Raw genomic sequence first — 14,518 nt, forward strand, 5'->3', positions numbered from 1 at the left:
CCGGCACGGCGGCTCAGACCGTCGCGACCAGCAGCTCTTCCGCGTGGTTCGGCGGCCGCAGGCCGTCGGTGCGATCGGCGAAATAGCGCCGCGTCAGTTCGGCCGCCGATACGTGCGTGGCCTGCGCGAAGCCGGCCTCCCGCGCAAGCGCCTGGATCTGCGCCGGCATGAAGAAGCTGATGAACGGCGTGCCGCTCGCGCGCGCGCCCTTCGCGGCCATTTCCAGCCCGGGGCGCACATCCGGGTCGGCATTCTCCAGCGGCAGCAGGAACGTCATCGCGAGCGTCGAGCCCGGCGCGAGCGACGCGCCTTCGCGCAACGCAGCCGCGTTCGCTTCGTGCGTCAGGTACATGCTGACGCCGGTGGACACCACGACCGCCGGCTTGCCGGCATCGAAGCCCGCGCCGACGAGCGCCGCGCGCCACGACTGCTTCGCCTCGAAATCGACCGGCACGAAACGCAGCCAGTCGGGCACGCCGAAACCGAGCTCGACCAGGCGGCGCTGCTTCCACGCCTGCGGCGCCGGCGGATCGACTTCGAACACGGTTACGCGCGACGCCATGTCGGGCCGGCGCTGCACGAAGCTGTCGAGACCCGCGCCGAGGATCACGTACTGACTCACGCCGCGCGCGGCCTGCTCGACCACCAGATCCTCGATGAAGCGCGCCCGTGCGACGATCGACGCACGGAACGGCCGCGTGAACTGCGGGTCCATGTCGCCGCGCTGCTGCCAGCCGGGTTCGGGGGCGAGCAATTGCAGCCCGACTTCGTCGGCGAGCACATGCGGCGGCGCATCGAGTTCGACGTGCAGCGCACGCCACAGCGCGACGCGGGCGGCCGTGCTGTCGGGGGCGGTTTCGCGGAGTTCGGCCATGCCAGCCTCACGCGCCCTTGCCCGGCGCCTGCAGACGCCACACGCGGCCGTCCGGATCGCGCACGGTCATGTCGCGCGTGCCCCAGTGGGTATCCTCGAACGGCGTGACGACGTCGACGATCGGCTGCGGTCGCACCGCGTGCTCGTCGGCCACCTTGAGCACGACTTGCATATCGGGTGTCTCGCCCGGCGGCACTTCGGCGATGAACAGGAACGGGCCGTCGCCGCTGCGCAACTGGCCCGACTGGTGATCGGTTTCGAACTCCAGCGTGAAGCCCAGCGCCTGGAAGAATTTCGCCGACTTGCCCCAGTTGTGCGTCGTCAGGTACACGGCTTCGATTCGCTCGGATGACATGTCACTCCTCCTTGGTGGACGGCCCCGCGCCCGGCCGCGGTGCGGCCAGGTACGCGCGCAATGCGTCGGCCACCAGCGCGGACAGCGACTGCTCCGTTTCGATGGCGCGATGCTTGACCTGCCGGATCAGGCTCAGCGGCAGGTACACGTTGAACTGCTTCACTTCTTCGTCGGTCATGGTTACTAGTATGCTAGCAATCTAGCAAAAGTCAATTGCCAACGCAGCCCGCGCATGCGGGCCGCGATCGGCTGTCGTGAATCGGGGTTACGTCGCGACGTGCGCCGCCAGCCGCGCGAACAGCGCGTCGAGATCGAATCCCGTCGTGTCGATGCCGATCGTGTCGCGCAGGCAGGCGCCCCATGCGGTCGCATCGTCGAACGTGACGGTGCGCCCGACGCCCGCCGCATCGCGAATCGTCAGCGTGGTGTTGCGCAGCGCCGCGCGGCCGTCCGGCAGCACGCGACAGGCGATCAGGTTATGCAGGAAGATCGATTCGGGATACGTCGACGTGAACCAGTTCGCGGCGTCGTAATCGATCCACTCGACCCGCTTCGGCTGGAAACGGTAGGTGGTCTGCCAGCCGTCGGGCGTCTCGATCTGCATATCGAATTCGCCGTCGACCGGCGCGGCGACGACACGGAATGCGCCGTGCGGCGTCAGTTGCCGCTCGTCCGGCACGAAGCGCAGCGGCGCGGTCAGCGTCGCGCTGCCGAAGCCGATGTCCGCGAGCCAGGCCGCGCCGTCGAGATCGATGCGCAGCAGCATGTGCGTATGCGCGGTGACGACGTCTGGCGGCAGCAGCCAGCGCACGCGCGCGATCATCGGCGTCACGCGAAAACCGATCGCCGTGAGCACGGTGTAGAACAGCTTGTTGAGTTCGAAGCAGTAGCCGCCGCGGCGATGCGCGAGCACCTTGTCGACGATCGACGGCAGGTCGAGCGGCACGCGCGCGCCGGTCAGCGGCGTGAGGTTTTCGAACGGAATCGCCTGCGGGTGCAGCAGATGCAGCCGGCGCAGCACGTCGAGCGTCGGCTCGGCCGGGCCGTCGTAGCCGATGCGGGAGAAGTAGCGCGAGAGGTCGAACGAGTCTGTCATGAACCTGCACCGAACAAAGGGACACGCCACGATAGCATCGTGCGCCATCCCCATGTTGTGCGGGGCCCTCTTCGCACCGCGCAACGTTACGGCAGCAGCTTCAGCGCGGACGACGCAACCGACGGCACCGAAATGCCCTGGCTCGTCGCGAACTGCACGGCCTGGCTGAGCGTCGTCGCGAGCGACTGCAACTGGCCCGGCGCGCTTTGCGCGATATACGACGCTGCCTGCATGTTCTGCGGATTCAGGCCCGACTGCAACAGCGACGCCGCGCTCGTCGAGCCGAGATTGCCGAGCCCCGACTGCAGTTGCGAATATTGCGTGAGCCCCTGCCCGAGCGACGCGAGGCCGTTGCTGAACGCCTGCTTGTCGATCGGCCCGTGCGTCGCGCCGCCGCTCGCGAAGGCCTGGCCGAGCGCCTGCGACACCGATTGCTGCGCGCCGCCCATCTGCGACAGCGCGGCCGGCGTCAGCGCATCGCCGCCGGTGAGCTGGCTCGCGGCCTGCTGCGCCTGCCCGGCCGCGCCGGTGAGCCCCATCGCCGACGCGAGCGACGACTGGCCGGTCAGCACCTGCTGGTTCGCACCGACATACGCCTGCAGCAACTGCGCGACGCCGCCCTGCGTGGGCGCGGCCTGCTGCTGGCCGCCGCCGAGCAGCGACGCGCCGATCGACTGCAGGTCGAGCTGCGCGTGCGCGGCGCCGCTCGCCAGGATTCCGAACGCGATGCCTGCGGTGGCCAGGTACCGGCCCGTCGCGCGAATCTGCTTCATGTGTGTTCCTCGTGCCGGAATGATCGAAGCCGATATTGTCGAAGCGCGCCGCGCGCCGCCGCAACGACTGAAACACATCGAAACGAAATCACGTGGCGCGGACGCTTGCAATTCCTAGGCCGGCGTATGCGGAGGGGTGGATTCACCCGCATAGGCTGCGCGATAGTCGGGCACGCGGGTGAATTCGTTCGCGAGTTGCAGGAATGACGGTCGACGGTAGCGGTTGCGCGATTGCGCAGTGATACGGCCGGAGGTCTGCCAGACGTCGCGCGTCTTTGAATGTGCGTCGTATCACCATCGATCGGCGCGGCAGTGGCTGCGGACGGTACCGCGCAGCGATCGTGACGTGGCGCCACGCTGTCGCGCGACGCTTCGGTGTCCGAGTCGGTTGCCGTTGCCGTTGCCGTTGCCGTTGCCATGGCGGCGTGACGCAAGCCACCTGACAATACATTCGGGATTCAATGCAAAACGGGCAGCTTGCCGCCGCCCGCTTCTCGATCCACCCTCCGCAACCAGCCCCGGCTGCGGCTACGATTGCACCGGGCTACGCAGCCATCCACCCGGGCAGTCGCGCACCCACCCAATCGGCCGCCTGCTCGTAACCACGCGCGAGCTGCAGCACCGCGAGATCCGCGCGCGGCCGCCCGATCAGTTGCATCCCCATCGGCAGCCCCGCGTCGTTGAAGCCGACCGGCACGCTGATCACCGGGCAGCCGGCCAGCGTCCACGGCACGACCGTTTCCATCCAGCGGTGATAGGTATCCATCGCGCGGCCCGCGATCTCCTTCGGCCAGCGCTGCTCGACGTCGAACGGGAACACCTGCGCGGTCGGCGCCGCGATGAAGTCGTAGCGGTCGAAAAAACTCAGCACGGCCTGATGCCACGCGGTGCGCTCGACACTCGCGTCGAACACGGCCGCGCCCTGCATCGCGAGCAGCCCTTCGACCTCGTAGATCGCCTCGGGCTTCAGCAGCGCACGCCGCGCCGGATCGCGATAGTGCGCCAGCAGCCCGCCGCCGGACAGCAGATGCCGGTGCGCGAGCCACAGGCGCCAGATCCGGTCGGGCGCGAACGCCGGCAGCGCGGCATCGACGTCACAGCCGATCTCGCGCAACGTCGCCAGCCCCTGTTCGCACAGCGCGAGCACGCCGGCCTCGGTCGCGAGATAGCCGTTCCAGTCGCCGACCCACGCGATCCGCCTGCCGCGCAGGTCGGCGTCGAGCGGCTGTGCGAATACGGCCGGATCTTCCGCGAGCGACAGCGGATCGTTGCGGTCGTAGCCGGCCTGGATCGCGAGCAGCTGCGCAACGTCGCCGACCGTGCGGCCCATCGGCCCTTCCGTGCCGAGCTGCTGCACGAACACGTCGACGCCCGGCCAGCGCGGCACGCGGCCCTGCGACGGACGGAAGCCGTAGACGTTGCAGAACGCGGCCGGATTGCGCAGCGAACCGCCGAAATCGCTGCCGTCCGCCACCGGCAGCATCCGCGACGCGAGCGCCGCCGCCGTGCCGCCGCTGCTGCCGCCCGCGCTTTTCGTCTGGTCGTACGGGTTGCGCGTCGCGCCGTAGACCTCGTTGAACGTATGCGAGCCGAGCCCGAATTCCGGCGTGTTGGTCTTGCCGATGAAGATCGCGCCGGCCGCGCGCATCCGCGCGACACCCACGGAATCGGCCTGCGGCACGTTTTCGCGGAAGATCGGCGAGCCGAAGGTCGTCCGCAGCCCCTTCGTCATCGCCAGATCCTTCGGCGCCTGCGGCATCCCGTGCATCCAGCCGTGGTACTCGCCGCGTGCGAGCGCGGCATCCTTGTCCGCGGCTTCGGCGAGCAGCGCGTCGCGATCGCGCAGCGCGACGATCGCATTGACCGCGCCGTTCACACGCTCGACGTGATCGAGATACGCGCGCATCGTCTCGACGCACGACACGGCCTTGCCGCGGATCGCCGACGCGAGCTCGCTCGCCGACAGGCGCACGATCGGGTCGACCGGGATGGAAGCGGGAGCGAGAAGCTGCGGGGCGCCGTGCGGCATGCGGGGTCTCCTGGAAGCGGGATGGAATGGCGGGCCGCATGACGGCGGTCGCTCCCGAGCCGGCCGGAAGCGGCCGCGCCGCGGCCGATGCACTACTCTACGCGACGCCGGATCGGCCACCTCCGATATTTTCCGCCGCGATTCATTGCGGTTTCGACTAAATCGGGGCCAGCAGGCCACGCTTGCCGCGCGCCGCCCCGCCGATGAAATCGTTTATGCGCATAAACTTAAATTTCTTATATTTCTATTAGGCGCGGCACGAGGCGGCCCGCGTTAACGACATTTTTACGCGGTCGCCCGTTCTCTTTAGATCGTTCGGCCCGGCGGCGCGCTACGCTGGAATCATCTCGTTTCCTGGACAACGTTCATGCTCAAGCTGCTGGTTCCGGTCGGCCACTCACCCCGCTCGCTTCAGGCGGTTCGCCATGCGACCTTCCTGTATCGCGAACGGTGCGCATCGGAGATCGTGCTGATCAACGTTCAGGTGCCGCTCGAATCGACGCGGCTCGAGGCCTACCATCCGCTGTCGCGGCTGCGTTCGATCGAGGAGAAGTTCGCGTCCGACGATCTGGCGATGGCCGAACGGATCCTGCAGGAAGCCGGCGTCAAGTACAGCGTCGTGATGAAGGTGGGCCCGGTGGCCGATACGATCGCGTCCGTCGCGGCAGAAACAGGATGTGACGAGATCGTGGTCGTCGCGCCACGGCACGGTCCGCTGCATGCGCTGCTGTCGGTGTTTCGCCGCAGCGTGATGAGCCGGCTCGTGCGGATTTCGAACGTGCCGGTCACGGCCGTGCAATGACGGGATGACGCGCAGCGGCGCGGTGACGGCGGTTCGCGCCGACGAGTCGTTCGTCAGCCTCGGCGGCGATCGAACGAGCAATGCCGCACGCATGCGGGCGTTACGCAACGCGTGATGTCATGCCGCCCGCACGCGCACCCACCTTCAAGCAGCGCTTATTCGATGACCTTGCGCCAGAATACGAAATAAGCGGCCGCCGAAGATGCAACGAGCAGGATGGCCCACATCGGGGCGAGGCTGATCAGCACGGAAGAGACGTCAAGCATTTGGATTCCTCACTATTTCGATAGCGATGTTCAACACGAACCTGCTTGCCGGAACCGATGCACGCCTCCGCGATCGCGTTCCGTCAAATCGTGCATTCATGCTATCGCCTTGAACGGCCGCACGACCGCCCCCTCCCGCCCGTAACCTGACATTCGTCAAACTCGCGTGAATCGCGCGCCGGTTGCGCTGAAAACCATCGCGCCAACGTCTCGCCGCCCGTCCGGTTTCGTCCGCCGGCCGCATTGAAATTGAGTGCCCCCGCCGCACGCCACGCCGAGCCCGAAAAACGGGACAGAACCACCGCGTTCACCGCGGTTTCAGCAGACGTTTACCGGGGGAACCCCCAAGTGCTTCGTCAAGCGGGTCCGCGTTACGCTAGCGCGACGAGGAGACGAACCATGAGACGAGCCGTACATATCGCTGTTTTCGCGCTGCTGGCCTATCTCATTGGCGGTCGCGCGATCCTGCACGCGCAGGGCCGCGACACCAGCCCGCTTGCTTGCGAACAGGGCGCCGCGCAGGTGAAGGTCGACGCGCTCGGCCGCGGTTTCGGCGAAGCGGCCGCCGGCAGCCAGAGCGAGGCATACATGTCGGGCTGCCTGGTGACGGGGCGCGGCAACCCGGATGTCGCGCTGGCGAACCGCTGATGCACGTCGGTTGACGCTCCGGTCGCAGCCGGCCCATGCCGGCTGAACCCCGGCCGCACCCACCCGCCTCCCTTCCTGCTTTTTCGATCGAGATCGAGACGCATGTCACGATACGGGCGGCGGCACACCGCACGTCTGCAGATCTGCGCGTGACCGACCGGCAGAGTCGCGAAGAATACGCGCCGGCATCGGCTCGATCGTGGCATCGTTGCCGTTCGCCATGCTCCGGTCGCTCAACCGGCCGAATTTCCGGCCGCCGCACCGAAACGCCGCCTCTTCGGCAACCACAACCCATCCAGAAATGACCCATCCGAACACCGAGTTGATCCAGCGCTTCTACACCGCATTCCAGCAGCGCGATGTCGACGCGATGCTCGCGTGCTACGCCGATGACGTCGTCTTCAGCGATCCGGCGTTCGGCGAACTGCGCGGCGACCTCGCACGCGACATGTGGCGCATGCTGGTCGCGCGTGCGCAGGACTTTTCATTGACGTTCGGCGACGTCGACGCGGATCAACAGACCGGGCGCGCCAGGTGGACCGCCCAATACCGGTTCACCGCGACCAACCGCATGGTGGTCAACCGGATCGATGCGCGGTTCCGGTTTCGCGACGGACGCATCGTCGAGCATCGCGACAGCTTCGACCTGTGGCGCTGGTCGCGTCAGGCACTGGGGCTGAAAGGCGCGCTGCTCGGCTGGACACCTTTCGTGCAACGGGCGATCCGCGCGCAGGCGCGGAAGAATCTCGACGCGTATCGCGCGAAACGGAAATAGCACCCACCATTACTCGCCGTCATCGCTTCATCGTCGCGTCGATCGGGTGGCAAGCCGGATCGGGCAGAACACCGTCCGGATTCTTGAGACCGTACTGGCGAAACCGGCTTTCGTCGGCTTCGGGGCCACCCGCGCCTCCGCTACACGTCCGAAACCACCGACTCCCTCGCGCCATCACGCTTCCCCGCACTCCGACCGCCAACTCTTATATAAGACATAAGACATTTGACGTTAAAGCGCATTGAGATTAGAATCCGGCTGCAAAGCAGTGCCTGGAACAGCCCCGGAGTGCCGGCAAGGCCTTCCCCTCAAACGCAATATCAGCAGGTCTCCCCATGCTTGAAAACTTTCGTGCTCACGTGGCCGCCCGCGCCGCGCTCGGTATTCCTCCCCTGCCGCTGACGGCTCAACAGACCGCCGAACTGGTGGAACTGCTGACGAACCCGCCGGCCGGCGAAGAGCAGACGCTGCTCGACCTGATCACCCATCGCGTGCCTGCCGGCGTCGACGAAGCCGCCCGCGTGAAGGCCGGCTTCCTGGCCGCCGTGGCCAAGGGCGAGACCGCCTGCCCGCTGATCTCGCGCGAACGCGCGACCGAACTGCTCGGCACGATGCTCGGCGGCTACAACATCCAGCCGCTGATCGAGCTGCTGTCCGATGAAGCCGTGGCCGCCGTCGCCGCCGACGCACTGAAGAAAACCCTGCTGATGTTCGACCAGTTCCACGACGTGAAGGAACTCGCCGACAAGGGCAACGCGCACGCGAAGGCCGTGCTGCAAAGCTGGGCCGACGCCGAATGGTTCACGAGCCGTCCGGAAGTGCCGCAAAGCCTGACCATCACCGTGTTCAAGGTCACGGGCGAAACCAACACCGACGACCTGTCGCCGGCGCCGGACGCCACCACCCGCCCCGACATCCCGATGCACGCGCTGGCGATGCTGAAGAACGCGCGCCCGGGCATCACGCCGGAAGAAGACGGCAAGCGCGGCCCCGTCAAGTTCATCGAATCGCTGAAGGAAAAGGGTCACCTGGTCGCCTACGTGGGCGACGTGGTCGGCACCGGCTCCTCGCGCAAGTCGGCCACCAACTCGGTGCTGTGGTTCACCGGCGAAGACATCCCGTTCGTGCCGAACAAGCGCTTCGGCGGCGTGTGCCTCGGCGGCAAGATCGCCCCGATCTTCTACAACACGATGGAAGATGCCGGCGCGCTGCCGATCGAGCTCGACGTGTCGCAGATGAACATGGGCGACGTGGTCGAACTGCGCCCGTACGAAGGCAAGGCGCTGAAGGACGGCAAGGTCATCGCCGAATTCCAGGTCAAGTCCGACGTGCTGTTCGACGAAGTGCGCGCCGGCGGCCGCATTCCGCTGATCATCGGCCGCGGCCTGACCGCGAAGGCGCGTGAAGCGCTGGGCCTCGCGCCGTCGACGCTGTTCCGCCTGCCGCACCAGCCGGCCGACAGCGGCAAGGGCTTCTCGCTCGCGCAGAAGATGGTCGGCCGCGCGTGCGGTCTGCCGGAGGGCCAGGGCGTGCGCCCGGGCACGTACTGCGAACCGAAGATGACCTCGGTCGGCTCGCAGGACACCACGGGCCCGATGACCCGCGACGAACTGAAGGATCTCGCGTGCCTCGGCTTCTCGGCCGACCTCGTGATGCAGTCGTTCTGCCACACCGCCGCGTATCCGAAGCCGGTCGACGTGAAGACGCACCAGACGCTGCCGAACTTCATCAGCACGCGCGGCGGCATCGCGTTGCGTCCGGGCGACGGCGTGATCCACTCGTGGCTGAACCGCATGCTGCTGCCCGACACCGTCGGCACCGGCGGCGATTCGCACACGCGCTTCCCGATCGGCATCAGCTTCCCCGCAGGTTCGGGCCTGGTCGCGTTCGCGGCCGCCACCGGCACGATGCCGCTCGACATGCCGGAATCGGTGCTGGTCCGCTTCAAGGGCAACATGCAGCCGGGCGTCACGCTGCGCGACCTCGTCAACGCGATTCCGCTGTACGCGATCAAGCAGGGCATGCTGACGGTCGCCAAGCAAGGCAAGAAGAACATCTTCTCGGGCCGCATCCTCGAAATCGAAGGCCTCCCCGACCTGAAGGTCGAGCAGGCGTTCGAGCTGTCGGATGCGTCGGCAGAGCGTTCGGCGGCCGGTTGCACGGTGCGCCTGAACAAGGAACCGATCATCGAGTACCTGAACAGCAACATCACGCTGCTGAAGTGGATGATCGCGCAGGGCTACCAGGATCCGCGCAGCCTGCAGCGCCGGATCGCGGCGATGGAACAGTGGCTGGCCGACCCGCAACTGCTGTCGCCGGATGCCGACGCCGAGTACGCGGCCGTCATCGAGATCGACCTCGCCGACATCCATGAGCCGATCGTCGCATGCCCGAACGATCCGGACGACGTGAAGACGCTGTCCGACGTCGCGGGCGCGAAGATCGACGAAGTGTTCATCGGCTCGTGCATGACCAACATCGGTCACTTCCGTGCCGCGTCGAAGCTGCTCGAAGGCAAGCGCGACATTCCGGTCAAGCTGTGGGTCGCGCCGCCGACCAAGATGGACCAGAAGCAGCTGACCGAAGAAGGTCACTACGGCGTGTTCGGCACGGCCGGCGCGCGTACCGAAATGCCGGGCTGCTCGCTGTGCATGGGTAACCAGGCCCAGGTGCGCGAAGGCGCGACGGTCATGTCCACGTCGACCCGCAACTTCCCGAACCGTCTCGGCAAGAACACGAACGTGTATCTCGGCTCGGCGGAACTGGCGGCAATCTGCTCGCGTCTGGGCAAGATTCCGACCAAGGAAGAGTACATGGCCGACATGGGCGTGCTCAGCGCGAACGGCGACAAGATCTACAAGTACATGAACTTCGACCAGATCGAAGACTTCAAGGAAGTGGCCGACACCGTGCAGCTGTAAGCACGCGCAGCGGGCTGCGACGGGCGGTCGACGTCGGAGCACCACGCGATGGCGTCGCAGGCTCAATGCCTGCGGCGCCATTTTTTTATCCGGCGCCGGGATTCCGGTCGATCAGCAGTCGCATGACCGGCGATTCAAGCGCCGTGTCGCGACGGTCACGCGCCGTCGCCGCCCGGCTCGCGGCGGATCACCAGTTCGTTGAAGCCGGTGTGCGGGTCGGGCTCGCGCGCAAAGCGATGCGCGGGCAGCACGGCCAGCAGGATCTCGGCGGTCGTACGCACCACGCAGCCGCTGGCCACATGGCCGCCGGACACGCGGCCGACGCGATCGGAAACGGACATGTGCAGGTGTGCGCCGTCCGGCGATACCGAGCCGGCCAGCGTCAGGATTTCGAGGTCGCCGCGCAGTTCGGTCGGCGCGTCGGCCCCGGCGAAGCGCAACTGCGCGACGCTCAGGCTGCCGATGCCCTGGATCACGAATGCCGCGTGCGCGTCGTGCCGACGCAATGCATGCTCGATCGACGCGCGCAGGTCGTCGCCGGGGGACAGACGCAGAGGGTGGGCTTGCATGGTCGCGATCCTGTTCGGAGCCGGGATGTCGACAAAGGGTAAGTTCGCGCCGCCAATCGGGCAAGGCCGTCGTCGCCCGGTCGGTCGGCGGCGGCACGCATTGCGCGCCCTCGTTGCAGCGAAAATTTCCCGGCCATGATGTATCGTCTTCCGGTATCGGTTCGTCCGCTACCGTTCGACTCCAGTTCACCGGCGCACACCGCCCCTGCTGCATGCGTTCGCACCGGCCGCGACATATCGGCTAGGCATGCGCGGGCGAATGGTCTAGCCTGCACCGTATTCCACGCGAACCACCCATCCGAACCCGTTCCGATGACAGCGATTCCGAACCGACGATACCGGCTGCGCGGCGGCCTGCTTGGCCTGCTGATCGGCGACGCGCTGGGCGTGCCGTACGAATTCCACGACGCGGCGTCGATTCCGCCGCCCGCCGCGATCGACATGACGCCGCCGCCCGGCTTTGCGCGCGCACACGACGGCGTGCCGCCCGGCACCTGGAGCGACGACGGCGCGCAGGCGCTCGCGTTGCTCGACGCGCTGACGGACGACCGCAGCCTGAACCTCGATGCATTCGCCCGCAACCTGCAGGACTGGTTTCATCGCGGCGCCTTCACGCCGGACGGCTGCGTGTTCGACGTCGGCCTGCAAACGCAGCGGGCGCTCCATGCGCTGGCGGCCGGCGCGGCGCCGTCAGCGGCAGGCCCGGACGGCGAGCACGACAACGGCAACGGCGCGCTGATGCGCTGCTTTCCGGTGGTGATCGCCGCCGCATCGCGCGACGAAACGATCCGGCTCGCGTGCCGGCAGAGCGTCGTCACGCACGGCCACGTGCGCTCGCAGCTGTGCTGTGCGCTCTATGCGCTGACGGCGTGGGGCATCGTCGAAGGCCAGCCCGCGCCCGATGCGGTGCGCGCGGCTGAAGACGAGCTGCTGACGCGCTACGCGGGCACGGCCGACGAGATCGAACTGAAGGTCGTGCTCGATGGCCGCTTCGATGCGCCGCAAGGCTCCGGGTACGTGGTCGACAGCTTCTGGTCGTCGATCCATTGCCTGCTGTCGACGCGCAGCTACGAAGACTGCGTGAAGCGCGCGATCGCGCTCGGCAACGACACGGATACGACCGCGGCCATCGCCGGCAGCCTCGCCGGCGCGCTGTATGGCGAGCAGGCGCTGCCCGATCGATGGAGGGCGACGCTGCGCGGGAGAGACATGGTCGAGGACCGGCTCGCGAAGCTGTGAGTCATCGCGCCGGCGTCGAAGCGACCCGCGCACCGGCGCATCGCGCGCGCCGGTCGCTCGCCAGCAACCCGTACAGCGCGCTGTCCGACACTTCGTCGCCGACGATCCAGCGTTCGCGCAGCACCCCTTCTCGCGTGAACCCGAGGCGTTCGAGCAACTGCGCCGATGCGACGTTGCGCGGATCGATATCGGCTTCAATCCGGTTCAGCCGCAGCGTGCCGAACGCGTGATCGAGCACGGCCGATGCCGCCTCGCGCATGTAGCCGCCGCGCCAGAACGCGCGCCGCAGGCTGAAGCCGATCTCGGCGCGCCGGCATTGCTCGTTCGCATGGAACAGCGCGCATTCGCCGAGCGCTTCGCCGGTTTCCCGCAGTTCGAGCACGCAGATCAGGTCCTGTCCGCTCGCGGACGTCGTCAGGTTGCGCGCGACGCGCTCGACGGCCTGTTCGACGCGCGTCATCGGCGCGAACGAGAAATAGCGCATCGCTTCCACATCCGACCAGATCTCGAAGAACGCGTGCGCGTCGGCTTCGCGCAGCGGCCGCAGGACGAGGCGGGAGGTACTCAGCGTGACGGGTTCGAACAAAGGCATGGCGACAGTCGTTCTGAAAACGGAAGCGTGAATTAGAACACGCAAACCGCAAGCCGGTCACTGCGCGCGTTCGCACGACGCGCTCAGCTCCGGCACCCGCGTCGCACCAGACAAAAAGGCCCGGACATCCGCCCGGGCCTCGTCACGTCATCCGCTACCACCGGCCGCGCTTACGCTTCCAGCGCTTCGAGCACCTTCCCCTTCGTCTCGATCCCGACGAAGTGCACGGTCAGCGCCGCGATCAGCGGCACGACGCCGATCAGGTAGAACGCCGGCGCGAGGTTCCCGCCGATGATCGCGTGCGGCACGACCATCGGCGCGACGAACGATGCGATCTTCAGCCACGCGCTGCCGAGCCCGCAGCCCGACGCGCGGATGCTCGTCGGATACTGCTCCGGCGTATAGACGTACGCGGTAATGAACCCCGACGCCATCAACCCGAGCGACAGCGAGCAGAAAAGCGCAACGACGTACACCGACGACGCGTGATAGATGCCCGCGAGCGCCAACGACAGCGCGCACAGCACGAACGACCAGACGATCACCGGCTTGCGGCCGAGCTTGTCGACGAGCAGCGCGGACGCCAGCGACCCGAGCACGCCCATCACCGAGCCGATCACCGCGAGGTTCAGCGCGAGCTGCAGCGGCGCGTGATAGAAGTTCTTGTAGATCGTCGGCAGCCACGTCGACAGCCCGTACTGGATGAACCCACAGGTCGCCCACAACGTCGCGACCGCGAGCGTGCGCTTGCGATACGCGGCGCTGAACAGGTCGCTCATCTTGCGCTTCGGATGCTGGCGCACCATCTCGTCGAACGCGGCCGCCTGCGTGACGGGCGGCAGCTCGCCGCGCACCGACGTTTCGAACGCGCCGACCGCCCGCCCTGCTTCGGCCAGACGCCCGCGCGACGCGAGCCAGCGCGGCGACTCCGGCACGAGGCGCGTAAGCACCAGCGACAGGATCAGCGGCAGCCCGCCGACGAAGTACATGATTTCCCAGCCGAAGCGCGGCACGAGCCATGCGCCGAGCGCCATCGACACGAGCAGGCCGATCGGGAACACGATCTCGTACAGCAGCACGAAACGGCCGCGGCCATGGGCGCGCGTGATCTCGTTGATGTACGTCGCGGCGACCGGCAGCTCGCCGCCGAGCCCCAGGCCCTGCAAGATCCGCAGCAGCACGAAGATCTCGAACGTCGGCGCGAAGCCGCATGCGATGCTCGTGACGCCGATCACGGCCGAACTCCACGCGATCGCCTTCACGCGGCCGTGTTTCTCGGACAGCGCGGGAAACAGGAAGGCGCCGATCAGCTGGCCGATCGCGCCGGACGCGATCAGCATGCCGATCTGCGTCGGCGACAGCCCCCACTTGTGAATCAACAGTGGCAGCGTCGCCGCGATCGTGATCACGTCGAAGCCGTCGAAGAACGTTGCGGCGCCGATCAGCACGCGCGCACGGATCTGCATCGCGTTGGCGGGAAGCCGCTCGAGCCGCGCGATGATCGCGCCGGGCGTGGAGGCGGCAGCTTCCATCGTGGCGCGTCCGGCCACGACGTTGTCGAAAGTGCTCATGCGGGGAG

General features: G+C 67.4%; 14 protein-coding genes. 5 read left to right on the forward strand and 9 right to left on the reverse strand.

What is annotated here, in order from left to right; genetic code table 11:
* Positions 1-13 precede the first annotated feature (13 nt).
* The 6 genes from WJ16_RS27910 to WJ16_RS27935 form a co-directional block, all read right to left on the reverse strand.
* The gene (locus WJ16_RS27910; RefSeq protein WP_069260244.1) at positions 14-874 is read right to left on the reverse strand and encodes a class I SAM-dependent methyltransferase; all 861 of its coding nucleotides are present in this window, start codon (positions 872-874) and stop codon (positions 14-16) included.
* A gap of 7 nt (positions 875-881) precedes the next feature.
* Positions 882-1,229 carry a VOC family protein gene (locus tag WJ16_RS27915; RefSeq protein WP_069260245.1) on the reverse strand — a complete coding sequence of 116 codons (348 nt, stop codon included), beginning with the start codon at positions 1,227-1,229 and terminating at the stop codon, positions 882-884.
* Position 1,230: 1 nt separating this feature from the next.
* Entirely contained in the window at positions 1,231-1,407 is a 177-nt protein-coding gene (locus WJ16_RS27920) for a ribbon-helix-helix domain-containing protein (protein WP_069260246.1), read from the reverse strand.
* A gap of 87 nt (positions 1,408-1,494) precedes the next feature.
* Entirely contained in the window at positions 1,495-2,325 is an 831-nt protein-coding gene (locus WJ16_RS27925; RefSeq protein WP_069260247.1) for an arylamine N-acetyltransferase family protein, read from the reverse strand.
* Between the two features lie 86 nt (positions 2,326-2,411).
* Positions 2,412-3,098, reverse strand: coding sequence for a hypothetical protein (locus tag WJ16_RS27930; RefSeq protein ID WP_069260248.1), 687 nt, complete (start codon positions 3,096-3,098; stop codon positions 2,412-2,414).
* A 544-nt stretch (positions 3,099-3,642) separates the two neighbouring features.
* Positions 3,643-5,127 (reverse strand): amidase, encoded by a 1,485-nt coding sequence (locus WJ16_RS27935; RefSeq protein WP_069260249.1) that lies wholly within the window; start codon positions 5,125-5,127, stop codon positions 3,643-3,645.
* A 367-nt stretch (positions 5,128-5,494) separates the two neighbouring features.
* Between WJ16_RS27935 and WJ16_RS27940 the strand changes: the two genes are divergently transcribed.
* From WJ16_RS27940 to acnB, 4 genes are all read left to right on the forward strand, one after another.
* Entirely contained in the window at positions 5,495-5,929 is a 435-nt protein-coding gene (locus WJ16_RS27940) for a universal stress protein (RefSeq protein ID WP_069260250.1), read from the forward strand.
* A 665-nt stretch (positions 5,930-6,594) separates the two neighbouring features.
* Positions 6,595-6,843, forward strand: a complete 249-nt coding sequence (locus WJ16_RS27945) for an adhesin (RefSeq protein ID WP_069260251.1) — start codon at positions 6,595-6,597, stop codon at positions 6,841-6,843.
* A gap of 301 nt (positions 6,844-7,144) precedes the next feature.
* Positions 7,145-7,618: a nuclear transport factor 2 family protein gene (locus WJ16_RS27950; protein ID WP_069260252.1), complete on the forward strand. Its 474-nt coding sequence runs from the start codon at positions 7,145-7,147 to the stop codon at positions 7,616-7,618.
* 335 nt (positions 7,619-7,953) lie between these two features.
* The gene (gene acnB, locus WJ16_RS27955) at positions 7,954-10,539 is read left to right on the forward strand and encodes a bifunctional aconitate hydratase 2/2-methylisocitrate dehydratase (RefSeq protein ID WP_069260253.1); all 2,586 of its coding nucleotides are present in this window, start codon (positions 7,954-7,956) and stop codon (positions 10,537-10,539) included.
* Between the two features lie 155 nt (positions 10,540-10,694).
* On the opposite strand, the gene WJ16_RS27960 is transcribed toward acnB, so the two are convergent.
* On the reverse strand, positions 10,695-11,108 hold the full coding sequence (locus WJ16_RS27960; RefSeq protein WP_069260254.1) for a PPC domain-containing DNA-binding protein: 414 nt from the start codon (positions 11,106-11,108) through the stop codon (positions 10,695-10,697).
* A 312-nt stretch (positions 11,109-11,420) separates the two neighbouring features.
* Between WJ16_RS27960 and WJ16_RS27965 the strand changes: the two genes are divergently transcribed.
* Entirely contained in the window at positions 11,421-12,347 is a 927-nt protein-coding gene (locus WJ16_RS27965) for an ADP-ribosylglycohydrolase family protein (RefSeq protein ID WP_084636122.1), read from the forward strand.
* 1 nt (position 12,348) lies between these two features.
* Here the strand turns inward: WJ16_RS27965 and WJ16_RS27970 are convergent, their stop codons facing one another.
* Both WJ16_RS27970 and WJ16_RS27975 read right to left on the reverse strand, forming a co-directional pair.
* A complete protein-coding gene (locus tag WJ16_RS27970; RefSeq protein WP_069260255.1) occupies positions 12,349-12,939 on the reverse strand; it encodes a GNAT family N-acetyltransferase in 591 nt (196 codons plus the stop codon).
* A 170-nt stretch (positions 12,940-13,109) separates the two neighbouring features.
* The gene (locus tag WJ16_RS27975) at positions 13,110-14,510 is read right to left on the reverse strand and encodes an MFS transporter (RefSeq protein WP_069260256.1); all 1,401 of its coding nucleotides are present in this window, start codon (positions 14,508-14,510) and stop codon (positions 13,110-13,112) included.
* Positions 14,511-14,518: the final 8 nt, after the last annotated feature.

Origin of the sequence: Burkholderia metallica (assembly GCF_001718555.1) — a bacterium.
Taxonomy (GTDB): Bacteria; Pseudomonadota; Gammaproteobacteria; order Burkholderiales; family Burkholderiaceae; genus Burkholderia; species Burkholderia metallica.